Origin of the sequence: Leptobacterium meishanense (genome assembly GCF_037645805.1) — a bacterium.
Classification (GTDB): Bacteria; Bacteroidota; Bacteroidia; order Flavobacteriales; family Flavobacteriaceae; genus Leptobacterium_A; species Leptobacterium_A meishanense.
In genome coordinates this window covers 13,776-38,363 of the sequence record NZ_JBBEXE010000006.1, presented here as the reverse complement: position 1 = coordinate 38,363, position 24,588 = coordinate 13,776, and the positions used below count along the sequence as shown (strand labels likewise).

General features: G+C 35.5%; 16 protein-coding genes and 3 tRNA genes. 9 read left to right on the top strand and 10 right to left on the bottom strand.

What is annotated here, in order from left to right; translation table 11 throughout:
* Positions 1-105: 105 nt before the first annotated feature.
* Together WBG21_RS07500 and hutH are read left to right on the top strand one after the other, a co-directional pair.
* Complete coding sequence (locus WBG21_RS07500) at positions 106-1,638, top strand: NAD(P)H-hydrate dehydratase (protein WP_340076439.1); 1,533 nt, start codon at positions 106-108, stop codon at positions 1,636-1,638.
* On the top strand, positions 1,635-3,149 hold the full coding sequence (gene hutH, locus WBG21_RS07495; RefSeq protein WP_340076437.1) for a histidine ammonia-lyase: 1,515 nt from the start codon (positions 1,635-1,637) through the stop codon (positions 3,147-3,149). The genes WBG21_RS07500 and hutH overlap by 4 nt, the downstream gene beginning before the upstream one ends.
* Here hutH and WBG21_RS07490 read toward each other — a convergent pair.
* The 3 genes from WBG21_RS07490 to WBG21_RS07480 form a co-directional block, all read right to left on the bottom strand.
* On the bottom strand, positions 3,109-3,516 hold the full coding sequence (locus WBG21_RS07490) for a hypothetical protein (protein ID WP_340076436.1): 408 nt from the start codon (positions 3,514-3,516) through the stop codon (positions 3,109-3,111). The genes hutH and WBG21_RS07490 overlap by 41 nt on opposite strands.
* 168 nt (positions 3,517-3,684) lie before the next feature.
* On the bottom strand, positions 3,685-5,064 hold the full coding sequence (gene rimK, locus WBG21_RS07485) for a 30S ribosomal protein S6--L-glutamate ligase (RefSeq protein ID WP_340076434.1): 1,380 nt from the start codon (positions 5,062-5,064) through the stop codon (positions 3,685-3,687).
* 102 nt (positions 5,065-5,166) lie between these two features.
* Positions 5,167-7,722 carry an ATP-dependent Clp protease ATP-binding subunit gene (locus WBG21_RS07480; protein ID WP_340076432.1) on the bottom strand — a complete coding sequence of 852 codons (2,556 nt, stop codon included), beginning with the start codon at positions 7,720-7,722 and terminating at the stop codon, positions 5,167-5,169.
* A gap of 318 nt (positions 7,723-8,040) precedes the next feature.
* On the opposite strand from WBG21_RS07480, the gene gyrA reads away from it, so the two are divergent.
* Positions 8,041-10,548 carry a DNA gyrase subunit A gene (gyrA, locus tag WBG21_RS07475; RefSeq protein ID WP_340076430.1) on the top strand — a complete coding sequence of 836 codons (2,508 nt, stop codon included), beginning with the start codon at positions 8,041-8,043 and terminating at the stop codon, positions 10,546-10,548.
* 44 nt (positions 10,549-10,592) lie between these two features.
* Positions 10,593-11,855 carry a tetratricopeptide repeat protein gene (locus tag WBG21_RS07470; RefSeq protein ID WP_340076428.1) on the top strand — a complete coding sequence of 421 codons (1,263 nt, stop codon included), beginning with the start codon at positions 10,593-10,595 and terminating at the stop codon, positions 11,853-11,855.
* 51 nt (positions 11,856-11,906) lie between these two features.
* Here WBG21_RS07470 and WBG21_RS07465 read toward each other — a convergent pair whose 3' ends face one another.
* On the bottom strand, positions 11,907-12,656 hold the full coding sequence (locus WBG21_RS07465) for a C40 family peptidase (RefSeq protein ID WP_340076426.1): 750 nt from the start codon (positions 12,654-12,656) through the stop codon (positions 11,907-11,909).
* Positions 12,657-12,676: 20 nt separating this feature from the next.
* Entirely contained in the window at positions 12,677-13,855 is a 1,179-nt protein-coding gene (locus WBG21_RS07460) for an acetyl-CoA C-acyltransferase (RefSeq protein ID WP_340076425.1), read from the bottom strand.
* 133 nt (positions 13,856-13,988) lie between these two features.
* Here WBG21_RS07460 and WBG21_RS07455 point away from each other — a divergent pair, with 133 nt between their 5' ends.
* The 4 genes from WBG21_RS07455 (at position 13,989) to WBG21_RS07440 (ending at position 16,375) form a co-directional block, all read left to right on the top strand.
* Entirely contained in the window at positions 13,989-16,034 is a 2,046-nt protein-coding gene (locus tag WBG21_RS07455) for an HD family phosphohydrolase (RefSeq protein WP_340076422.1), read from the top strand.
* Positions 16,035-16,114: 80 nt separating this feature from the next.
* Positions 16,115-16,198: transfer RNA gene (locus tag WBG21_RS07450), tRNA-Ser, on the top strand.
* Positions 16,199-16,203: 5 nt separating this feature from the next.
* Positions 16,204-16,278 (top strand) — tRNA-Pro (locus WBG21_RS07445).
* A 23-nt stretch (positions 16,279-16,301) separates the two neighbouring features.
* Positions 16,302-16,375, top strand: a tRNA-Arg gene (locus WBG21_RS07440).
* A gap of 641 nt (positions 16,376-17,016) precedes the next feature.
* Here WBG21_RS07440 and WBG21_RS07435 read toward each other — a convergent pair.
* The 5 genes from WBG21_RS07435 to WBG21_RS07415 form a co-directional block, all read right to left on the bottom strand.
* Positions 17,017-17,442, bottom strand: a complete 426-nt coding sequence (locus WBG21_RS07435; protein WP_340076420.1) for a hypothetical protein — start codon at positions 17,440-17,442, stop codon at positions 17,017-17,019.
* A gap of 76 nt (positions 17,443-17,518) precedes the next feature.
* Positions 17,519-18,724 (bottom strand): hypothetical protein, encoded by a 1,206-nt coding sequence (locus WBG21_RS07430; protein WP_340076418.1) that lies wholly within the window; start codon positions 18,722-18,724, stop codon positions 17,519-17,521.
* Positions 18,724-20,889, bottom strand: a complete 2,166-nt coding sequence (locus WBG21_RS07425; RefSeq protein WP_340076416.1) for a type II secretion system protein GspD — start codon at positions 20,887-20,889, stop codon at positions 18,724-18,726. The genes WBG21_RS07430 and WBG21_RS07425 overlap by 1 nt, the downstream gene beginning before the upstream one ends.
* Positions 20,890-20,915: 26 nt before the next feature.
* Complete coding sequence (locus tag WBG21_RS07420) at positions 20,916-22,328, bottom strand: GspE/PulE family protein (protein WP_340076414.1); 1,413 nt, start codon at positions 22,326-22,328, stop codon at positions 20,916-20,918.
* A gap of 495 nt (positions 22,329-22,823) precedes the next feature.
* The gene (locus WBG21_RS07415; protein ID WP_340076412.1) at positions 22,824-23,237 is read right to left on the bottom strand and encodes a type IV pilin protein; all 414 of its coding nucleotides are present in this window, start codon (positions 23,235-23,237) and stop codon (positions 22,824-22,826) included.
* A gap of 122 nt (positions 23,238-23,359) precedes the next feature.
* On the opposite strand from WBG21_RS07415, the gene WBG21_RS07410 reads away from it, so the two are divergent.
* On the top strand, positions 23,360-24,580 hold the full coding sequence (locus WBG21_RS07410) for an Ig-like domain-containing protein (protein ID WP_340076410.1): 1,221 nt from the start codon (positions 23,360-23,362) through the stop codon (positions 24,578-24,580).
* Positions 24,581-24,588: the final 8 nt, after the last annotated feature.

The window sequence follows — 24,588 nt, the reverse complement described above, 5'->3', positions numbered from 1 at the left end:
TTATTTGTTTCATGTTATCACACTAAAAATAGTACATTTACTATCCTGTATAAATAGTTGTCATATTTTTGTTAAGTTATTGGTTCAAAACTTTTTTATTGTAAAATGAATATATTAACAGTAGAACAACTTTATGAAGCTGATAAATTCACAATTCAGAAACAAAAAATCACAAGTGATGAATTGATGGAACGTGCAGCTACTTGCTGTTTTAATTCGTTTCATTTAAGTCATAAAGAATTAAAACCAAAAATTCATATTTTTTGTGGCACGGGCAATAATGGAGGCGACGGATTGGTACTATGTAGGTTGCTTAAAGCACAGGGTTATGATGTGGCAGCTTATGAGGTGAATTTTAGCCAACAGCGCTCCAAAGATTTTCAGATAAACAGGGATCGTTTAAAATCACTTAATTATGAACCTACAATAATTTCAAATGAGAAAGATTTTCCAAAAATAGAGGCAAATGACCTTATCGTAGATGCTCTTTTTGGAATAGGTTTAAATAGAAAGCCGGATACATGGGTTGCTGCATTAATAGAATACCTAAACCAAACACAAGCATTTATTTATTCGATAGATATTCCATCGGGAATGTATATGTATGCGGTTCCTGAAAATCAGGAAGCAGTAATAAAGGCAGACCATGTATGGACGTTCCAGTTACCCAAATTGGTCTTCTTTTTACCCCAAACAGGGCAATATATAAAGAATTGGGAGGTATTGGATATCGGGCTAGATATGGATTTTATTAAAAACACAAAATCAAACATACATTTGGTAATTGAGGATACAGCCCATTCATTGTATCGACCTAGAGAAAAGTTTACCCATAAAGGGACTTATGGACACAGTTTCATTGTTGGAGGGAGTTATGGTAAAATAGGAGCTGTAGTATTGTCGAGCAAATCATGCCTCAAAGTTGGTGCTGGGTTGGTCACAACATATGTGCCAGAGTGCGGTTATGATATTATGCAAACAGCTGTTCCAGAAGTGATGGTTTTAACAGATGAAAGAAAAGATGTACTATCGGAGATCATATACGATTTTACCCCTACAGTTGTAGGTATAGGAATGGGAATAGGCACCAGCAATGAAACAAAAGAAGCCTTTTTGAAGTTTCTCGAAGGAAATAAGGCCCCTTTAGTAATTGATGCAGATGGATTGAATATATTATCAAAGCAAAAGAAAGGACTTCAATTGTTACCACCAAAGTCTATTTTAACACCACATCCGAAAGAATTAGAACGTTTGATAGGAACATGGGAGAACGATTTCGATAAACTAGAGAAAGCTAAGGCATTTGCTCAAAAACATGCTGTTATTTTGGTACTTAAAGGAGCTCATACAATCACAATAAATGAAGATCATTTGTATATTAACACTACTGGAAATCCGGGGATGGCTACAGCTGGAAGTGGCGATGTACTTGCGGGAATGATTACCGGACTTGTTTCACAAGGACATGACCCTTTAAAAGCAGCTATTTTTGGAGTGTACCTTCATGGAAAAGCGGGTGATTGTGCAGCAGCCCAACATGGAGAGGAAGCACTTACAGCAACAGCATTGATAGATGCTATAGGGGAAGCATATAGGACTATTATATCTAAAGACAAAATAACCATTAATCATTCATGAAAAAAGGAATACATTATATAAGTTCTGACATATTGGATATAGCCACTATAAATGGTGCGATTGACAACGGTAAAATGTTAGCACTGTCGGATGAAGCAAAAATTAATATTGAAAAGTGTAAATCATATCTGGACAATAGACTTTCAAAGCAAAAAGAGCCTGTTTATGGTATTAATACCGGTTTTGGTTCTTTATGTAACGTAAAAATATCCAAAAATCACTTAGCCAAGTTACAGGAAAATCTGGTAATGTCCCATGCATGTGGAATGGGAGAGGAAGTGCCTGCACGGATTGTAAAAATAATGCTCTTTCTAAAAATACAATCATTGAGTTATGGGCATAGCGGAGTACAGTTAGCAACTGTAAACAAGCTTATTGATTTTTTTAACAATGGCATTTACCCTGTAGTTTATACACAAGGCTCATTGGGAGCATCTGGAGATTTAGCGCCACTTGCACATTTGGCACTTCCGCTTATAGGAAAGGGAGAAGTATATTATGAAGGAAAAAAAATAAGAAGTGAAGAGCTTTTGAAAAAGCTTGGTTGGGAACCTATTGGCCTTCAGGCAAAAGAAGGATTGGCGTTGCTTAACGGAACTCAATTTATGAGCGCCTATGGTGTAACTGTTCTGTCCAGATCATATAAGCTTTCTCACATAGCAGACATTATAGGAAGTATGTCTTTAGATGCCTACTTAGGAAGATTAGAACCATTTGATAAACGAATACATCATATAAGGCCTCATGGCGGACAGATAAAAACTGCTGAGAAGGTGAGAAGAATTATTGAAGGCAGTAAGTTATCAGAATTAAAAAAGCACCATGTACAAGACCCATATTCATTCAGGTGCATTCCACAAGTGCATGGGGCAACAAAAGACACCTTAGATTTTGTACAAAAAACATTTAAGACAGAAATTAACTCAGTTACTGATAATCCAAACATATTTGAAGCAACTGATGCTATTATTTCAGGCGGAAACTTTCATGGACAACCACTAGCGCTAGCATTGGATTATTTAGCTATTGCTATGGCAGAACTGGGAAGTATCTCGGAGCGAAGAACATTTCATTTAATATCAGGTTCCCGAGGGCTTCCTACCTTTTTGGTAAATGACCCTGGATTGAATTCAGGGTTAATGATCCCACAATACACAGCAGCAAGTATTGTTAGTGAGAACAAGCAACTAGCTACTCCTGCAAGCGTAGATAGCATTGTATCTTCTAACGGGCAAGAGGATCATGTGAGCATGGGAGCTAATGCAGCTACTAAGTGTAAAAGAATTGTTGATAATGTAGAAAAAATATTAGCGATAGAACTAATGAGCGCATCACAAGCACTAGTATTTAGGGAACCTGTAAAAACAGCACCTTATCTGGAAAAATTATTGAAAAAGTATAGGGAAAGTGTAGGGTTTATCGCTAATGACCGCATACTACATACTGATATAGTAGAAACGGTAGCATTTCTCAGGAGTTTTGAGATTGAAGAATTCTTTCTTGACGATTAGCATGTATTACCATTTTTCGCATCCATACTTCTGCCTCTTCAACGGTATTAAAGTGCTCAAAAGGTTTATTAAAGAAAATACGTTCAATTTCTACATTCAATCGCTGCATTCTATTGGAAGTAACAACAGCTATTGCGACAAGGTTTCGCATTTTAGAAGTTTCCAGATATATAGTAGGATCAATAGAATATGAATTTGTCCGATTGTATATGTACCCAAATGGCTTATTTAAATAGTTTTCGGCACACATAGTTATTAAATGTCGGTTTTCATCCGACCTTACGTTTTCTCCTTCATTGATTATCCCAATTGCGTAGCAGTCGTGAAATTCTAAAGAACCAAAGTTAAAATTAATTTTTTTGCTCATTATGGGAAAATTAACGTTTGTTACACTAAAAAAGTCGTTAATAGATCGTAATCATTACATTATCAATTACATACATCGATAAATGTATTGTAAAAAACGTTTAATGGAGAAAAAAATAGATAAACAGGCTATTTTCATCTTTAAACGTAAAGAAACCGCTAGCTAGTTTTATTTAGCAATTTTGTGTTTCACGTTTTTCTCGATAGCCTTGATCATCAAAGAGGCTATATCCTTATCAGTAGCCGTTTCGATGCCCTCCAGTCCAGGAGAAGAATTTACTTCTAGTAATAAAGGGCCTTTGGAAGACCTGATGATATCTACACCGGCTACTCTTAGTCCCATAGCTTTGGTGGCCTTCACGGCAATTTTTTTCTCTTCCGAGGTGACTCTTATGATAGATGCTGTACCTCCTAAGTGCATGTTGGCCCTAAATTCTCCGGGAGGAGCTTCACGCTGCATAGCTGCTACTACTTTTCCATCGATCACGAAACACCGAATGTCTTTTCCATTGGCTTCTTTTATAAATTCTTGAACTAGTATATTGGCATTTAAGCTCTTGAACGCATTAACCACACTTTCTGCTGCTTTTTTTGTTTCGGCCAATACAACACCTTTTCCTTGTGTTCCTTCTAGTAATTTTATAATTAAAGGTGACCCTCCAACCATTTTAATAAGGTCATTGGTATCGAGAGGAGAATTGGCAAACCCGGTAGTAGGAATACCTATCCCATTGTTTAGTAATAATTGGAGGGAGTATAGTTTATCTCTAGATTGGCTAATAGCAGCAGCAGTATTTAGACAGTATATGTTGAGTGCTTCAAACTGACGAGTCAAGGCACAGCCATAATACGTCATGCTAGGTCTTATTCTTGGGATTATAGCATCCAGATCATTCAGTATTTTTCCACCTCTGTAATGGATTTCGGGAGTTTTAGCATCCAGTTTCATATAACATTGGCGAATGTTGTAGAACTGTACGTCATGACCTAATCTTTCTCCTGCTTCAATAATTCTTCTATTACTATATAGGTTAGGATTGCTTGCCAATAGCCCAATTTTTAAACCGGAGTAATTATTGACATTGATTTTGTATTTCGCATCGATTTCCTCATCAGTCAAGTCACCTAATAAAAAACTACTTTCAGGGTCAACCAACATTTTTCCCTTCATAGCTTCACGGCCAAGAAGCATTCGATATCCCATAGTATCGCGGTTGGTAAGGGTGATTTCAATATCCCAACTCTGATCACCTACTTTGAGTACAGTACGGACTACATACCTGCTCTCCCTGTTTCCTGTAGAACTTTTTATGATCCGTTTATCGATAACCAATGCTTCACAGTGGATCAGTTTCTTACCATTATTTTGAACGGGAAAAACGTCAAAAGTAACCCAGGTTTCATTATTTCGTTGAAATGGCTGAATGTTCACAGCATGAAGCGCCGAAGTTTTTGCGCCACTGTCAACACGTACTTTTATAGCAGGAATAGCGAGTCCTGGTAATGAAACCCATTCTTCACTTCCTATAACAGTTTTATTATTGAGCATTTAGTCGATTTATTGTAGTATGAATACAAATAAAGATATTTATTTCTAATAAAAAAAGCATATGTTTTGTTCATATGCTTTTATTTTGGAGGACTATTTCTATTATGATTCTGTAGGTTTCTCCGCTTTTTTAATTTCAATTTTTAGCTGATCATCTTCTTTTTTACCTATATCAATAAAAATACTGTCACCTTCTTGTATTTTAGAATTAACAATCTCTTCTGCCAGTGCGTCTTCAACATATTTTTGAATAGCCCTTTTTAAAGGACGTGCCCCATATTGTTCATCAAAACCTTTATCAGCAATATAATCTTTTGCCTTTTTACTTAGTGATAAAGTATATCCAATATCTTTAATTCTTGCATAGAGCTTATCCAATTCAATATCAATGATTTGATTGATGTGTTCTTTACTTAATGAATTAAATACAACTACATCATCAATACGGTTTAAAAATTCAGGAGCAAAAGCTTTTTTAAGTGCATTCTCAATAACACTTTTTTGGTATTCCTCCGCTTGGGATTTTCTGGCAGATGTACCAAACCCTACACCCTGTCCAAAATCCTTTAATTGTCTAGACCCAATATTTGAAGTCATTATAATAATAGTATTCCTAAAGTCGATTTTTCTTCCCAGGCTATCTGTTAAATAGCCATCATCTAATACTTGTAGAAGCATGTTGAACACATCGGGATGTGCTTTTTCCACTTCATCGAGCAATACAACGGCATACGGTTTTCTGCGGACTTTTTCAGTAAGCTGTCCGCCTTCTTCATAACCAACATATCCGGGAGGTGCTCCTATAAGTCTTGAGACAGCAAATTTTTCCATGTATTCGCTCATGTCAATTCGGATCAGTGTATCTTCAGAATCAAATAATTCCTGTGCCAGTATTTTTGCTAGTTGAGTTTTTCCGACACCTGTTTGGCCAAGGAAAATAAATGACCCGATAGGTTTGTTAGGATCTTTCAATCCGGCCCTGTTTCGTTGGATAGCTCTTGCAACTTTATTAACAGCTTCATCTTGCCCAATCACCTTGTTTTTAATTAAATCAGGAAGATTGGCCAGTTTGTTACTTTCTGTTTGTGCGATCCTGTTTACCGGAATACCGCTCATCATCGATACTACATCTGCTACGTGGTCTTCTGTTACAATTTCTTTGTGGAGCTTGCTTTCCTCTTCCCACTTTTCTTGTGCTGTGGCTAAATCTTTTTCCAATCGTTTTTCATCATCACGTAGCTTTGCAGCTTCTTCATATTTTTGCTTCTTTACCACGGAGTTCTTTAATTCCCGTACTTCTTCCAATTGTTTTTCCAAGTCCAATACCTGTTTAGGTACTTCCATATTAATGATGTGTATCCTGGAACCTGCTTCATCAAGTGCATCAATGGCTTTATCGGGGAGAAAACGGTCTGTTATATAGCGGTGCGTAAGTTTTACACATGCATCAATAGCCTCATCAGTGTAATTTACGTTGTGATGGTCTTCGTATTTTTCTTTTATATTGTGTAGAATTTCAATAGTTTCCTGAACAGATGTAGGCTCTACCATTACTTTTTGGAAACGTCGCTCTAGTGCACCATCTTTTTCTATATATTGCCGGTATTCATCTAGGGTAGTGGCTCCGATACATTGAATTTCTCCACGTGCTAAAGCAGGTTTGAACATGTTTGAAGCGTCTAAGCTTCCGGTAGCACCACCTGCTCCAACGATAGTATGGATTTCATCAATAAAGAGGATAATATCGTCATTTTTTTCCAACTCATTCATTACCGCTTTCATGCGCTCTTCAAATTGCCCTCGGTATTTTGTACCTGCAACCAAGCTAGCAAGGTCTAACGTAACAACACGTTTATTATAAAGTATGCGAGATACTTTTTTCTTTATTATCCGTAGTGCCAGGCCTTCAGCAATAGCTGATTTTCCAACTCCCGGTTCTCCTATTAAGAGAGGGTTGTTTTTCTTTCTCCTACTTAATATTTGGGAAACACGTTGTATTTCTTTTTCTCTTCCAACTACAGGGTCAAGCTTATCCTCTTCTGCTAATTGGGTAAGATCGCGTCCAAAATTATCTAAAACAGGTGTTTTGGATTTTTTATTACTTTTTCCGCTTGCTGATGAACTGCTAAAAGGGTTCTCTTTAGATTCTTCAGGGATTCCTGCATCATCAGAAAAAGATTCTGCGGAAGGGGAATCCAAATAATCATCATCGCTTGTGATCATGTATTTAAATTGCTCTTTAACACCATCGTAATTAACTTTAAGCCTATTTAAAAGCTTTGTAGTGGGGTCATTTTCATTTCTTAATATGCATAACAATAAATGTGCAGTATTAATGGCACTGCTTTGAAAAAGCTTAGCTTCTAAAAAAGTTGTTTTTAGTGCCCGTTCTGCTTGCCGTGTAAGGTGAAGGTTTTTCTTGTCATTGGCTACAAGCGTCGAGTTGGGGTTTGCAGGGCTCAGAATCTCTACTTTTCTCCTCAAATGATCCAAATCTATTTCTAATGCATTAAGTATATTGATAGCTTTTCCGCTCCCATCACGCAATAATCCCAACATTAGGTGTTCTGTGCCAATAAAATCATGGCCAAGACGCAGGGCTTCTTCTTTGCTATATGCAATAACATCTTTTACTCTTGGTGAAAAATTATCATCCATAATAATCTCCTTTCATCATTTAAAAATAGTAAAAACAACTTTAATAAGTCAAAAACTATACCTAAAACCAGTTATTCTTGGCTAAGAGACGAAAAAAAACAAGAAAATCCAAAGTGAACACCGTTAAATTATTTAAAATTTATAACAACTTTTTTAGTAAAACCAATTGATAATTAGGAGTGTGCAAATGAGTACATGATTTAACAGGATTTTGTTAATAAATACTATGAAAAATGGACTTTCATTAGCAACAAAAAAATAATAAAATATGTATATTGGCACGATTTGTAAATACGAAAAACAATAAAATTTAAGGATATGGCGGAAGGTGAAAAATTGATTCCTATTAACATTGAAGATGAGATGAAATCGGCTTACATTGATTATTCAATGTCAGTCATTGTGTCACGTGCACTTCCAGATGTCAGAGATGGACTGAAACCAGTACACAGAAGAGTTCTATATGGAATGTATGAACTTGGTGTATTGAGCAATAGAGCTTATAAAAAGTCGGCAAGGATTGTTGGAGAAGTACTGGGGAAATACCACCCACACGGAGATACATCTGTATATGATACGATGGTCCGCATGGCACAAGAATGGAGTTTACGGTATATGCTGGTAGATGGTCAGGGAAATTTTGGATCTGTTGATGGTGATAGCCCTGCGGCAATGCGATATACAGAAGCACGACTTCGTAAGATTTCGGAAGACATGTTGGCAGATATTGACAAAGATACCGTTGACCATCAATTGAATTTTGATGACTCTCTAAAAGAACCAAAAGTATTACCAACCAGAATACCGAACCTTCTTATTAATGGAGCCTCTGGTATCGCAGTAGGTATGGCAACGAATATGCCACCTCATAACTTAGCAGAGGTTGTTGATGGAACAGTGGCCTATATAGAAAACAATGATATTGAGATCGATGAACTGCTTCAATACATAAAAGCTCCTGATTTTCCAACCGGTGGTATCATCTATGGATATGAAGGTGTAAGGGAAGCATTTAAGACCGGAAGAGGACGTGTGGTAATGCGTGCCAAAGCACATACGGAAGAGATTCAAGGAAGAGAATGTATTATTGTGACAGAAATTCCTTATCAGGTTAATAAAGCAGATATGATCAAAAAAACTGCTGATTTAGTAAATGATAAAAAAATTGATGGGATTTCTAATATCAGGGATGAATCGGATCGAAAAGGAATGCGTATTGTATATGTGCTAAAGCGTGACGCTATTCCAAATATTGTTTTGAATACACTATACAAGTATACTGCACTTCAATCATCGTTTAGTGTGAACAATATTGCGCTAGTAAATGGGCGACCTCAATTACTCAATTTGAAAGAGATGCTTCGCTATTTTGTAGAGCACAGGCATGATGTGGTGGTTCGCCGTACAGAATATGAACTTAAGAAAGCAGAAGAGCGTGCGCATATACTGGAAGGGTTAATTATTGCTTCTGACAATATTGATGAAGTTATCGCACTCATAAGGGCATCAGGTAATGCAGATGAAGCCCGTGAAAAATTGATAGAACGTTTTTCACTAACAGAGATACAAGCAAGAGCTATTGTTGAAATGCGATTACGCCAACTTACAGGGCTTGAACAAGACAAACTCCGATCAGAATATGAAGAAATCAAAAAATTCATAGAAGAATGTAAAGATATTTTAGCCCATAAGGAACGTAGAATGCAAATCATAAAAGAGGAACTATTAGAAGTTAAAGCAAAGTATGGCGATGAAAGACGTTCTGATATAGAATATTCCGGAGGGGATTTAAGTATTGAAGACATGATCCCGGATGAACAAGTAGTTATAACTATTTCCCACGCCGGATATATAAAAAGAACGCCTCTTACTGAATATAGAACACAAAACAGAGGAGGGGTAGGGCAAAAAGGGTCTGCTACAAGAAATGAAGATTTTCTGGAACATCTTTTTGTTGGGACCAACCACCAGTATATGTTATTCTTTACCCAAAAAGGAAAGTGTTTTTGGATGCGTGTATATGAAATTCCCGAAGGAAGTAAAATTTCCAAAGGAAGAGCTATTCAAAACCTTATAAGCATTGAACAGGATGATAAGGTAAAGGCCTTTATATGCACGCAAGATCTCAAGGATGAAGAGTACATCAATAATCATTATGTGATTATGGCAACCAAAAAAGGAGTTGTCAAAAAAACTTCTCTTGAACAGTATTCAAGACCCCGTCAAAATGGAATTAATGCAATTACAATCAGGGAAGATGATGAACTTTTAGAAGCCAAACTCACTACGGGAAATAGCCAAGTGATGTTAGCTGTAAAATCAGGAAAAGCAATCCGTTTTGAAGAAGAGAAAACCCGTCCTATGGGAAGGAATGCTTCAGGAGTTCGTGGAATTACCCTTGCTGATAAAAATGATGAAGTAGTAGGTATGGTAACCATTAATAACCCGGAAGAAGAGACTGTCTTAGTAGTATCTGAAAATGGTTATGGAAAAAGAACCTATATTAATGATCCTGAGAGCGGTGAAGAAATATACAGAATAACAAACAGAGGCGGTAAAGGGGTGAAAACAATTTCTATTACTGAAAAAACAGGAAAATTGGTAACCATCAAAAATGTCTCTGATAATGATGACTTAATGATTATCAATAAATCAGGGATAGCGATTAGATTAGCAGTCGAGAACCTCCGTACAATGGGAAGAGCTACTCAGGGAGTGAAATTGATAAATATTAAAGGGGATGACTCTATAGCTGGCGTAGCGAAAGTAATGAAAGAAGAGGAAGAAAGTGAAGAAAATGAAAATAATGGCACGACAATTGAATAAATTTTATCTAAGTTATTTATTTTTGAAAAAAAACAATTAAAAAAATGAAAAGACAGATTTTAATTTTTTCTGCAATATTAGTTTCTACGATATCTTTTGCACAAAAAAAAGAATTAAAAACAGCGGAAAAATCACTAAGTAAAGGAGATGTAGCTGGAGCAAAAGTAGCTTTAGAAAGCGCAAAAGCATTAATAGCATCTGCTGATGATAAAACAAAAGCTCAATATTACCTGATTGAAGGGAAAATTAATCATGATGCTGCTAAAAAAGGAGATTCTTATGAACTAGCTATTGCATCATTCAAAAAAGTTATAAGTATAGAAGAAAGTGGTAAAAAGACCTATACAGATGAGGCAAATCAGTTGCTGGAAACTATTTTTGGAGATATGGTCAATGATGCAGTAAAAGCTAATGAGCAAAAAGATTATGCTAAGTCGAGTAAATTACTATACATGGCATATCAGTTGAATAAGACTCAAACAGATTATTTATATTTTGCAGCATCTACAGCAGTAAGCATCCCGGATTATGACAAAGCCCTAGAGTACTATATAGAGCTTAAGGATATAGGGTATACAGGGATTTCTAAGAAATACTATGTAACGGATGCTTCTACAAACGAAGAGCAAGAAGTTTCTAAAACAGAATATGATATCTTTAAAAAATCTAAAGATTATAAAAACTTTAGAGAAGTAGACACCGAATCTAAATTTCCGGAGATAATAAAAAATATAGCACTCATATACACCCAAAAAGGAGAAAATGAAAAAGCTATTGAAGCTATAAAAGAAGCTAGAAAAGCGAGCCCTGAAGATATAAGTTTATTGCTTACAGAGGCCAATTTATATATTAAATTAGGGCAAAAAGATAAATTTAAAGCGGCAATGGAAGAGGCTATAGAGAGAGACCCTAATAATGCAATATTGTATTTCAATTTAGGTGTCATCACAGCTGAACAAGGAGACAATGAAGCAGCAAAAAAATACTATGAAAAATCTATTGAAGTAGATCCTAATTATAAAGATAGCTATTTGAACATATCTTCATTGATTCTCTCCGAAGAGGTGGCTATTGTAGATGAAATGAATGGTTTAGGAACTTCCAGAGCAGATAATGCACGATATGATGAATTAAAAGAAAAAAGAGAGAACTTATATAGATCAGCGATACCATACTTGCAAAAAATATTAGATATAGAGCCTAATGATGTGGATGCAGTTAGAACTTTAATGAACATATATGGTACTCTAGGAGAGAATGACAAATACAAAGAAATGAAGACTAAATTAGCCTCATTGGAGCAATAATTATGTTATAATTTATAAAAACTGAAAGCACCTTAAGAAGGTGCTTTTTTATTAGATAATTTTTTTTATGACTCTTAATTTATGGGAATATTTTTTAGTATCAACATTAAATATACCAGTATGGTCAATTCGGTCAATACGTACCTTTCCATGTGAATGAATAATATGATTTTCTTTCATGATAATCCCAACATGAATAATATCACCTTCATCATTATCAAAAAATGCTAGATCTCCCACAGAACTTTCTTCTATAAAACTCAATGCCTCTCCTTGTGTGGCCTGTTGCGATGCGTCTCTCAGCAATTTATAACCACTTATCTTATACACCATTTGAGTGAAGCCCGAGCAGTCAATCCCAAAAGGAGTTTTCCCTCCCCATAAATAAGGAGCATTCAAATATAGAAAAGCAACTTGTATAAGATTATCTCTACTTTTTTTATTTTCAGTAAAATTCCCTTCATATTTCTGATCAAGAAAACTACAAGAACTAATATTACTTCCGGCGACAATAGGTGTTAAGTGACCTAAATTATCTATAATTGATTCAATAAGATCTGTTGAAAGTTGTAAAGGAGTATCTTCTAATATTTCATATTCCGATTGAGTAATTAAAGAAAATTGTTTATTGTCTACCCATCCTTCATAATTGTCAAAAGCATTTCGAACCCTACTCCATTTTTTTCGTTGTTCTAAAACTTTAAAAAATTCACCATAAAGTATTTGTGATATTAATTCAGAAGTATCTGAAGGTTCTATCCGCATTGGAATAACACTAAGGCTAGAAATCCCGTATAGCATTAATGAACTTGTGTCTTAAATTAATTTCGCTCAACAATAATCGCAGATGCGCCACCACCACCATTACATATAGCTGCAGCTCCAATTTTTCCGTTGTTTTGTTTAAGAACATTCAAGAGCGTAATAATGATTCGTACCCCCGAACAACCTAGAGGGTGCCCCAACGATACAGCACCTCCATTTATATTCACATTTTCATCGGACAAATTTAGCAGTTTCATGTTGGCAAGCCCTACTACAGAGAAAGCTTCATTAAATTCAAAGTAATCTACATTTTCAATACTGATACCTGCTTTAGCAATAGCTTTTGGTAAAGCTTTTGCAGGAGCCGTAGTAAACCATTTAGGTTCTTGTGCAGCATCTGCATAACTTTTTATGGTTGCCATGGGAGTCAATCCCATTTCTACTGCTTTTTTTTCACTCATTAAAACAACTGCGCCTGCACCATCATTTATAGTAGAAGCATTAGCCGCAGTAACGGTTCCTTCTTTTGTAAAAGCAGGTTTTAACTTAGGCACTTTATCTAAAATGACATTTTTGTATTCTTCATCTTCAGAAACAATTATAGGTTCTCCACGTCTCTGGGGCACTTCAACAGGCACTACTTCATCAGCAAATTTTCCGGAAGCCCATGCAGCGGCTGAGCGTTTATATGACTGTATTGCAAAAGTATCTTGCTCTTCTCTGGAAAATTTATGCTCAGTGGCACAAAGATCAGCACATACACCCATCGCATTTCCATCATAAACATCAACAAGTCCATCTTTTTGCATACCGTCTACGAGTGTAGATGGTCCAAACTTCACTCCGTTTCTCATATGAATATAATGCGGAATGGCACTCATGTTTTCCATACCACCGGCTACTACAATATCTGCATCACCTAAGGCAATAGCTTGAGCACCTTGCATCACTGCTTTCATACCACTGGCACATACTTTGTTTACGGTAGTACAAGGAACACTATTAGGAATTCCTGCATAAATAGCGGCTTGTCTTGCCGGAGCTTGTCCTTCACCTGCTTGTACAACGTTACCCATGAGGACTTCATTAACCAATGAAGGGTCAAGTTTTATTTTATCCAGGGCTCCTTTTATGGCGATTGCACCCAGTTTTGGAGCAGGGACACTAGAAAGAGACCCCATAAAGCTTCCTATAGGAGTTCTTGCTGCTGAAACGATCACTACTTTATTTGGCATATTATTCCGTGTTTAGTTTTTTATCTGTTTGCGAAATTAGTCAAATTATAAAGATATTCATAAATTAAAGCATGTCATATTACCTGTTTAAACAAGCTATTTTTGCTACATTTGAGTGTAATATTAAAAATAAATGAAAAGTTTTTTTAATAAACTATATAGAAATCAAGGGGTTATATACAAAGTTTTTCTATTTGTAATTGCAACAGCCCTAATTGTGTACTTATTTCCAAAGGGAGGTAAATTCAAATATGAATTTCAAAAAGGAAAGCCATGGCAACACGAGAATTTATATGCACCTTTTGATTTTGCTATTTATAAAACAGAAGAAGAGATTGAGAGTGAAAAAATACAAGTCCGGGATAATCATGTTGACTACTATTCATATCAAAATGATATAGTAACGGAAGTTTACCAAGATTTTGAAAAAAGCTTTTCCGTTTACTTTAAAGATACGATTCCTTTTTATCAAAGAAAAAGGTTAAAAGAAGAAGGGCTAGAAATGCTAGATAAAATCTATGCTAATGGGGTGATTTTTGTTCAAAAGGAGCATGATAATGGAACTATTGTTTATCTCATTAAAAATAATGAGGAATTAACGCTGACCTTTGGAGATTTTTTTGAGTTGGAAGAGCTCAGCCCTTTCATCAGTTCTCAACTGAGAAATACAAAAGATATAGCTTATTTAGACATTTATTATAACCTATTTTTTGACATCATTAGGGCAAATGTAAACTATGATGAGAATTTTACCGTTAAATCACTAGAGGAGGCACTTAATAAAATAGTGGAAACCCAAGGGTATGTAGATAGAGGTAAACGGATTATTGCAAAGGGAGAGGTCGTAGAAGGAGAGAATTATGCAATACTCAATTCATTAAAAAAAGAATACCAATCACAATTGTGGAACGAGCAAAGTTATTTTTGGATTGTTTCCGGATATACCATCCTTGTAGCCCTTGCACTTTTCATGTTATTACTTTTTTTGAAGAGATATCGAAAAAAAATATTTGAAAACAATACTAAAGTAACATTTATATTTTTCAATGTGGTTATCATGATATTTTTAACCACTCTTGTCGTAAAATATGATGCAGCTTATGTTTATGTAGTTCCATTATGTATACTCCCATTAATTCTAAAGGCTTTTTTCGATGCTAGACTGGGGTTGTTCACACACGTTCTTACGGTTTTATTATTAGGCTTTATAGTACCTAATGGATTTGAATACGTTTTTTTACAAATAATTGCCGGAATAGTGACCATCCAAACAGTTTCTGAGCTTTATAAAAGGGCCAATTTGTTTATATCAGTAGGACAGATAACATTCATTTATGTTTTAGCATACTTTGCCTTCTATATTATTCATGAAGGAAGTGTCCGAAATATTAGCTGGATAATGTTCGGGCTGTTCATTTTAAACGGGTTGGCTACTTTGTTTGCCCAACCACTTATCTATATTTATGAGAAAATTTTTGGTTTGGTTTCCGATGTATCGCTTTTAGAATTATCAGATACCAATTCAAAATTATTGAAAAGACTTTCAGACACGGCTCCCGGTACATTTCACCATTCACTTCAAGTAGCTAATTTGGCAGAGGCTGCAGCTAATGAAGTAGGTGCCAACGCCATGTTGGTAAGGGTAGGGGCGCTTTACCATGATATAGGCAAAATGAATAACCCTACCTATTTTACTGAAAACCAAACAACCAATGTGAACCCACATGACGAACTATCACCTCAAGAAAGTGCAAACATCATTATCAGGCACGTGATAGAAGGTATAGAAATGGCAAGGAAAGCGAACTTACCAGATAGGGTGATTGATTTTATAAGAACACACCATGGAACAACATATGTGTATTATTTCTACAGGAAACAAAAAGAGAACGAAGAAAGTTTTAATGATGACGATTTCAGGTATCCAGGACCTATTCCTTTTTCCAAAGAAACAGCAATATTAATGATGGCAGACTCAGTTGAGGCAGCTTCTAAAAGCCTAAAAAACCCTACATATTTAGTGATAGATGAGTTTGTGGAAAAAATAATTAATAAGCAAATAGAGGTGGGACAATTTTTAAATGCGAATATTACATTTAAGGAGATTGAAATGGTTAAAAAAGTATTGAAACAAAAGTTAACAAACATCTATCATCTAAGAGTTGAATATCCGGAATAGGAAAGCTGTAAAAAACAAAAAAAAAGTTGTGTGCTATTTTGTGAACTGCTACATTTGCATCCGCAAATAATTGTTGCAACGGAGAGGTGCCAGAGTGGTAATGGAGCAGATTGCTAATCTGTCGACGGGAAACTGTCGCCAGGGTTCGAATCCCTGTCTCTCCGCACTTCGGGGTGTAGCGTAGCCCGGTTATCGCGCCTGCTTTGGGAGCAGGAGGCCGCAGGTTCGAATCCTGCCACCCCGACAAATAAAGATCAAAAGTAGAATGGTCGCGTAGCTCAGCTGGATAGAGCATCTGCCTTCTAAGCAGACGGTCACAGGTTCGAATCCTGTCGCGATCACATTTAAAATCAAGCGCTTATAATTAAATGTAGGTGCTTTTTTATTTTAAGGTCAAAGCAGAGGTCAAAGTTGCTTTTAGAATCTCAATTTCAAAACCTAAAATCACTTATGTATATCCATTTAGGAAAAATCTCTCTTATATTTTGATGTTCTAAAATATTAAGGAATCCAAAAAAACCGCAATATAACAACGACTGCATCACGCATTTAATGCAGCAATCAAATGAGAAGTAAAAAACCTAAATAATAAGACACACTCTTATATGGTATCTCAGTATAATTGTATTCAATACTCGTATGTGGGAACTTTATCGCTATATGTGACTATGATGGTGTGCTCTCTCTTATCAAGTCTTTTATTTTTTAGGGCCATGGCTCTAAATTATATTTATTAGGGGGCTAAATCCTCAAGAAAATATTGCATAATTTTCCTGCTTTCTTGGAAAATTGAATTATAATAGGCAACTCATCACATTACAACAATCACGATTATTAAAGTTCTTTTTTGTTAAAGCTAAATTTCTTTACAAATTTTGTTATTGTAATAAGCACATAATCTTTCTAGATAGACTTAAACTATCGAGTTTTTAAATAGAATATGTCACCACAGTTACTAAAATTTTCTTTTTCGTGCATCAATTCAATCAGTATACTGGATTGCTATGGTAGCTTGTAAATACTCTTTTCGGGTTTTGTGATTTTTTTGTTTTTCAAAAGACACATGTATCACTTCCCCATAGGTTGTTTTCTGTTCCAGTTGATAAATAAGTTTTAGAACAGCTTCATAAGCTCCTTCAACTGTAAAACGGTAGGTTTTCCTTGTGACTCCTTCATAAGCAAATTCATGAGGCTCATTAAAAGTTATCAGTTTATAGTGATGTACTTCAGCTATCCTATTAAGATACTTTAATAAGTTATTCTGTAAAGAAGTTTCTGTGACTTGATATCGTTGAAGTAAAGAATTATAGTGGGCATTTCGTTCATTTAATAATGCTAATTGTTTTGGGAGATCATTGAATATTTGTTGCTCATGTACAAGTGCTGAATATTCTTTTCTATATCTCAAAGTATTTACAATTGCGAATTTATACGATAAGAATAGCAGTATAATAAAGACAACTATAAAGGCTCTGCTTTTTGTTTTATGGTTCATCATTTAGTGTAATTAAAATGGTAAATGATAATACATCCCTATTTTTATAACCATAAGCTGCTACAACTACATTTTTTACCCACGACTGCTTTTCCAACTGCTCAACCCATTTAGAAAATTCCGCACTTGCTTTTGATTTGCCGGAAACTTGGATTCTTTTCTTGTAAACAACAATTTTTTCTTCTTTTTTTATGTTTTTTTTGAACGGTTGGTAATTGATCTCATCTAGCAAAATGGAGGCAGGAAGCAAGGCAGTAATACCATCAATATAGAAAGCACTTCTAGAGGTATTTGCATTTATAATATCATTTGCAAGCTTTTCTTTATTGGTCACAAGCGCATTCATGTGTTCCCATTTTTTTTTGTTAATATTGTTTACTTCCATAGCCAGTTTTGATCTGCTGACCCCTCTGTAATAATAATTGAATGTCAAAAAATTCATTAACAGAAGTATCAATAAAAATCCGATAGCAACTCTTGGAAAAAGTTTTAAAAACCGTTTCTGGTAAAATGTTTTTTGTAGCGTTTCATTTAGTGTATCAAAATTTGAATGGTCGACTTTCTTTTTAAAAAAGAGTTGTAATGCAGCACTAAAAGAAAGCAGGCATTCACTTTTTACAGCAATTCCGTTAATGTCATAGTTGATTGCTTCCTTAGACATTCTATTTTCAAATTCATATTGCTTACTAGTCTTGGTTAAGTTCCCTGTGGATAAAGCAATGGTGTCTGATTGTATATACGCTTTTACGTGTCGAATTTGATGAAAAGCGAGCGATAATCCGGCTACAATTATTTTTTGAGATTCAAATCTGTTTAACACATCTTCTGCATAGGATTTTCTACATACAGAAACCATGGTGCTATCTCCTAAATTGGACACTTCATAATAGAAATCATGGATATTGATATTCGGAAATACCTTGTTTACAAGGTTAAGTGAAGTGTCATTTGAAAGTGTCATGAATTTGGTAATTACCTGATTTGAATTAATAACTAAAAAAACAGGGATACTTTTGTTGAAATTTATTTTAAAAGCCTCTAAAGAGCCTACTTTTATTGCATTCAGAGGCATTAACTCATTTTTCTTAAAAAGAAGTGATTTAACATATATGGCACGCTCATTATTATGTTCAACCCATTCCACACCTGTAAAATGTTTCCCTTCTTTTATATATGTTAAAACATTTCGAAGCATCAATAAATTACAGTAGGTTTAATCAGAATGGTAAGCTTCTTTTTAGAATCTTCCCGCTTTCGGGTGCTAAAGAACCATTTTATAATAGGAATTCTTGATAATAAAGGGACTCCTGTTCCGGAATCGTTCTTTACCTTCTCTTCCAATCCTCCTAAAACGGCTAAATCTTGGTCGCGAACCCGTATGATAGAGTTAAATTCTCGTGAAGTAAGCCCTGGAGGGGCCTCTTCATCAATCCGTTCTCCATTAAAATCAGACTGAATTACATTAATATCCAATGTTATTTGCCCATCACCGGAAACCAGGGGCTTTATGCTTACCGCCAACTCGGCATCAATAGGCTGAAAGTTTCTGATTTCAGAAGATTGTGGTATTTGCGAACCAAAGAAATTCTGGCTGGTCACTACATAATAAGTAGTTTCGCCAATAGACAATGTGGCTCTATGTCCGTTGAGTGTTGAGAGTTTTGGAGTAGAACGCACTTTGATGTTTCCATTGGCTTCCATTGCCTTAATAGTGGCAAAAAATTCAGGCACTACCCTCCCTACATTGATAGAACCAAAACCATCAAATCCGCCTATAATTTTATTCACTGTTTCTGCGCCTAGTGTAATGTCAGTATCAGGAAATAAACGGCCTCTTGTTTCTACAGGTTCATCACCAATTCCCCAACTTATACCTGTTTCTACGGTAGACGACCTGCTTACTTCTAACAACATTACTTCAATTAAGATAACAGGGACAGGCTTGTCAATTTGTTCTATAAAAGCTTTAAACCGATTCACATCTGTTGCCGGACCGCTTACTAAAAAACTATTTAGTTCAAAATCCATTTTTATGTCAAGGTTTCCTATTACATCATCGGGCAAAATGTTTACCAATGCCTCCCCTTTACTTTCATTGCTATTAAAACCTCGAGAAGTTGTAGTTGTGTTTACCCTCGGATTATTAAAGTTGTTACTGAATCCAGGGTTGTTGGTATTATTTTGAGGCCCACCAATGTAATTTATAGCACCTTGTGCCGTTCTTCCTGCACTTCTGATGGTCCCTGAACCTGAGGGATCGCCCAGAAGTTCTACGGAGCGGTGCATAAGTTGTATTACCTCTATTTTTCGGACGCTTAACTGATCGGAGGTTCCAAAAAAATACATATTCCCTTCTTTTTTATATGTAAACACTCCCGAAGTAGTTACAGGAGCACCGGGTCTTGAAGGATTGTTATTTATACCATTGTTTGGGGTGGGAGGAATTGCTATTCCTTGGCTTTCAAAAATGTTATCCAACAAATCATCAAAAGCAATATACTTTGCTTTTAAAGAAGCTGTGCCAGCCTCATCCAAAGGTTTTGCCGTAAAAACATTAATGTGAAGATCCGTCCCTATATCATTGATAATATCTTTTATAGGGATATTTTCAAAATCGACTGCCACAATTTTATTTACTGTATCTAAAACACGATAGTAGAAGTTTGAACTTTTTCTTGCCGGACGTTGGCGTTGCACATTATTCACATTAGTATTGTTTGTATTACTGGTTAAGTTTGGTCCATTATTTTCAAACAAATAAAACCCATCCTTTGTTTTAGACACATGTAAATTATTTGCAAATGCTAATTTATCCATAGCACTATCAAAGGCACTTCCGGTAATGTATGCTGTGAGCTGCTTTCCTTCTATTTCCGGAGAAAAAACCAGGTTTTTTCCGGTTTTGTCCATAATCGTCCTAAAAGCATCGTAAAGCAGATCGTTTTTCAGATCAATGGAAACCACATCCTGTAAAGCGTCATATACTATGGGGATTTCTTTTTTCGGGATGGGAATAAGTGCCGGCTGGTATTTCTTAATAGAAAGAATGTTTCCTGTAAAGTCGATATCCAAATTGTATTCTTTGACGAGAAACACCAATAGATCGGCTACGGTAACATTGGAGAAGTTATTAACCAATGTAATACTGCTTAATTCCGGAGCGACATTAAGGTTTACTTTATGTACTTTGGAAACGGCTAAAAGAAAATTAGAAAGCGTTACATTGGCCACATTAATATCAATTTTAAGGCCTTCAGTCAGCCCTTTATTCTCTTGTGCCAATAATTCCAGATTGTTCTTAATGTTTTGAAGGCGTTGATTTTCTTGTCCATAAGTTATAAAACTGTATAAAACAAGCATTAGTAGGATATATTTTTTAATCATAATCAATGGGCCAATATGGCATACACCTCATCAATGGAAGTCGTTCCTTCTTTCACGAGTTGTATGGCATTGTCTTTTAATGTTTTTATATTATTTTCTTTGAGATAATGATCAATCTCCAGTTCATTTTCTTTGATATGCATTACCAATTCCCGAGAAATAGGTATAATCTCATAAATTGCTTTTCTTCCATAATAACCGGTATGGTAACACTCATTGCAACCAACAGCCTCATAATGGAAAGTAAACGCTGAAGGAATTACAAAATCATCAGGGAGCATCTCTTTTAATACTTTAGATCTCCGTTTGCAATGCACACAAAGTTTTCGTACTAGCCGTTGTGCTACGCTAATATTTAAGGTGCTGGCAATTAAAAAAGCAGGAATTCCCATATTGATTAAACGCGACACGCTAGCCCAGGCCGAATTCGTGTGAATAGTAGACAATACTAAATGCCCTGTAAGTGCGGCACGTATAGCCATATTGGCTGTTTTCATATCCCGTATTTCGCCTACCATGATAATATCCGGGTCTTGTCTTAAAAATGTACGTAGAGCAGTGGCAAAGTCTAACCCTATATTTTCTTTTAACTGCACCTGATTGATTCCTTCTAGTGTATATTCAATAGGGTCTTCAATAGTTAAAATATTTGTTTTGCTATCATTTAGCAGCTTTAGTGTAGCATAGAGCGTAGTTGTTTTTCCCGACCCTGTAGGGCCGGATATCAAAATCATACCGTGTGGATTTCTGATGGCTTCTTTGTATATGTTCAATTCTTCCTTGGTAAAACCCAAGTCAGCCAAATGGACAGCTCCGGAATCCCTGCTCAAAATACGGAGCACTATTTTTTCCCCATGAAGTGTTGGTAATGAAGAAACCCGAATGTCAAAAGCGTCAAAATCACTCTCTACAGTAATCCGGCCATCTTGTGGCAAGCGTTTTTCCGAAATATCCAGTCCGCTTCGGATCTTAATCTTATTGATAATAACAGGATATTCCTCAATAGGGATCTCATATTGCTCTATAAGCTTCCCATCCAATCGAAAACGGATACGGCATATATGTTCATAAGGTTCAAAATGAATATCGCTACTTCCTATCTTTTTGGCAGTATGCAGTACATTTTCCAGAAAATCAGGTGTAAAATGCAATGCCTGCGATTGCCTCCTTTCAGATTTTCTGTAATTAGTAGTCAAATACCTTTCCAATTCATCGGAAGAAACTACTGATAAAGCAACTTCTTTGTTCAGTATAACCTGCAATTCGCTACTCAATACCTCGGTGTTTGCAAAATCTGTTTTAAAGATAATCTGATCGTTCTGTGCTTCCGAAGGAACAATACGGTAATGAAAAGCCTGTTCAGCAGAAATGAGTTGTTGTAAGGATACGGGTATTTGATAGGTTGCATTTTCCATGAGGACTAGTATCGATATAAAGAAGGCACATTATCAAAAAAAGAACCGATAAATACCATTGCATAAAAAAATGATATATATCCAGCTAATGGCACGGTTTGTTTCCCTTTTTTTAATCTATTGATCAACAGGTGTATAACAAGGCTAAAAAAGATAGAAAAGGCAAACAAAATAGCAAAAGTAACCGTAGGAAACCCAATGCTCAATGCGTAAAATAGCAATAGATCACCCAGGCCAAAACTCTTATTTAAAAATCTTGATCTCAAAATCAGTTTGCTATAGCCATATAATAACAATAAAACTATAGAAACCAATAATATGTTTATTCCAATAGTAACCAAAAAAACACTTACTTCGACAGAGGATTTGTGAAGTGATCCCAATAGAAAACCTAGAATAGGGAATAAAAACCAATGCACTAGTTTATCTGAAATATCTTCATAAAAAACAAGTAATAAAACTAGTATAAGTAGTATTTTTATAAGATACATTTATTTAATCTTTTACTACTTGTTTCGGAATACCTTTTTCGTCTATTTCCCATATATTGAAAATTCCGTCACCATCAAAATCAGTAATTGCAGTAGCCTTTGCTTTAAATGTGGTATTGGTAGCTTCAAAGAGTTCATAAACATAATTAGCGGTGCCGTTTTGTAATACAGTTACAGGAGCTTCGTAATCTAATTCATTAAAATTTATACTGTATTTGGTATATAGATATCGGTAGGTGGTCTGTGCATTATAAATGGCTTTTAGTTGTGTTTGGGCTTCTACAGTACGAGCCTTAGTAATAAGCGGCATTAAATTAGGCAACGCAATCAACAATAAAACCCCAATAATGGCCAACACAATAAGCATTTCCTGAAGATTAAATGCTTTCAACTTTATATCAAATTGATTATAAGGCATTTCTGTTTTATTTGAAGCAAAAATAAGAAAAGTAATTTTTATATTCTTAATAAAATATTAACAATTAAGTTATTTTTTACGGTAAAAAAATATATGTTTGTACGAATAATACTCACATTATTATGACTAAAAAAGTTATATTATTTGTTTTATTATTTGTACTCACTTATGTGAGTGCTCAAAATACATTTCCTATAACAGGCTCTGTAGGGATTGGTACGACAACCCCTGAACTCCCTTTGGAAGTTAAAGGCATTGATAATTGGCAATTACAGTTGTCAAATACATCCGATGATAAGAAAATGTTTATTGGATGGTATGAATCCAGAAATGCCATGGAAATATCTACATGGAAAAATGGGGTATGGGAGGATGCTCTTTTGGCTATTAGACCTAAAAATGTTCAATTTGACGGAAATGTGGGTATTGGTACCGCTACTCCTGATGCCAAGCTTACGGTAAAAGGACATGTTACTATAGGTGCAGATGGCAACTATCATTTAAAAACCCGGCATATTGACAGCAAACAAACAAACTCTACAGAAATAGACCGACTATACCTAAACTATAATACGGGTCATAATGTGTCGGTAGGCTGGGGTTCTGTATATCCTGCTTCCGATTTGTTGGTAGCAAGCCGTATGGGGATTGGAACAGGAAACCCGTCATATCATTTAGATATCATTAATCAGCACGAACCTACGGAAGCTTTTTTGAGGTTACGAGTAAAAGATGCTCCTGCAGATTATTTAAGTATTGTGAACCCTACAGTAGCAGATGGGCAGTTTATCCTTCTGATAGAAGGACATCATGAAAGCGATAATCGATCTTCAATACAGATAATTGGAAAAACATCCGAAGCCAATGATATTGGTACCAATGCCTTGGTAAACTTTGATGCTCGAAGGCCAACAGGCCCTATCCAAACTCCACCTTTATTTGAATGGACAAGCTATACTACAAAGCATATGACGATGCTTGCCAATGGGAATATAGGTATTGGCATCGTCACCCCCGATACCAAACTCACAGTAAAAGGGAAAATCCATACTGAAGAAGTAAAAGTAGACCTAGCCGTTCCCGTTCCCGATTATGTGTTTCATGAGGATTATAAACTATGCTCTTTGGAAGAACTTCAAAACTATATTAAAGAAAACAAACATTTACCCAATATCCCTTCCGCCAAAGACATGGAAACCAACGGTATTGAACTTGGAGCTATGAACATGAAATTGTTGGAAAAAATAGAGGAGTTGACACTCTATATTATGGAACAACATGAATATCAAAAAATCTTAGAGAAAAGATTATCAATGATAGAACAAAATTATAAGAAGAAATAATAAAAGTG

Bases quoted from the DNA above. Each gene is read 5' to 3' on its own strand.
- WBG21_RS07500 (WP_340076439.1), top strand. From the start codon at position 106: ATGAATATATTAACAGTAGAACAACTTTATGAAGCTGATAAATTCACA.
- hutH (WP_340076437.1), top strand. From the start codon at position 1,635: ATGAAAAAAGGAATACATTATATAAGTTCTGACATATTGGATATAGCC.
- WBG21_RS07490 (WP_340076436.1), bottom strand. From the start codon at position 3,516: ATGAGCAAAAAAATTAATTTTAACTTTGGTTCTTTAGAATTTCACGAC.
- rimK (WP_340076434.1), bottom strand. From the start codon at position 5,064: ATGCTCAATAATAAAACTGTTATAGGAAGTGAAGAATGGGTTTCATTA.
- WBG21_RS07480 (WP_340076432.1), bottom strand. From the start codon at position 7,722: ATGGATGATAATTTTTCACCAAGAGTAAAAGATGTTATTGCATATAGC.
- gyrA (WP_340076430.1), top strand. From the start codon at position 8,041: ATGGCGGAAGGTGAAAAATTGATTCCTATTAACATTGAAGATGAGATG.
- WBG21_RS07470 (WP_340076428.1), top strand. From the start codon at position 10,593: ATGAAAAGACAGATTTTAATTTTTTCTGCAATATTAGTTTCTACGATA.
- WBG21_RS07465 (WP_340076426.1), bottom strand. From the start codon at position 12,656: ATGCTATACGGGATTTCTAGCCTTAGTGTTATTCCAATGCGGATAGAA.
- WBG21_RS07460 (WP_340076425.1), bottom strand. From the start codon at position 13,855: ATGCCAAATAAAGTAGTGATCGTTTCAGCAGCAAGAACTCCTATAGGA.
- WBG21_RS07455 (WP_340076422.1), top strand. From the start codon at position 13,989: ATGAAAAGTTTTTTTAATAAACTATATAGAAATCAAGGGGTTATATAC.
- WBG21_RS07430 (WP_340076418.1), bottom strand. From the start codon at position 18,724: ATGCTTCGAAATGTTTTAACATATATAAAAGAAGGGAAACATTTTACA.
- WBG21_RS07425 (WP_340076416.1), bottom strand. From the start codon at position 20,889: ATGCTTGTTTTATACAGTTTTATAACTTATGGACAAGAAAATCAACGC.
- WBG21_RS07420 (WP_340076414.1), bottom strand. From the start codon at position 22,328: ATGGAAAATGCAACCTATCAAATACCCGTATCCTTACAACAACTCATT.
- WBG21_RS07415 (WP_340076412.1), bottom strand. From the start codon at position 23,237: ATGCCTTATAATCAATTTGATATAAAGTTGAAAGCATTTAATCTTCAG.
- WBG21_RS07410 (WP_340076410.1), top strand. From the start codon at position 23,360: ATGACTAAAAAAGTTATATTATTTGTTTTATTATTTGTACTCACTTAT.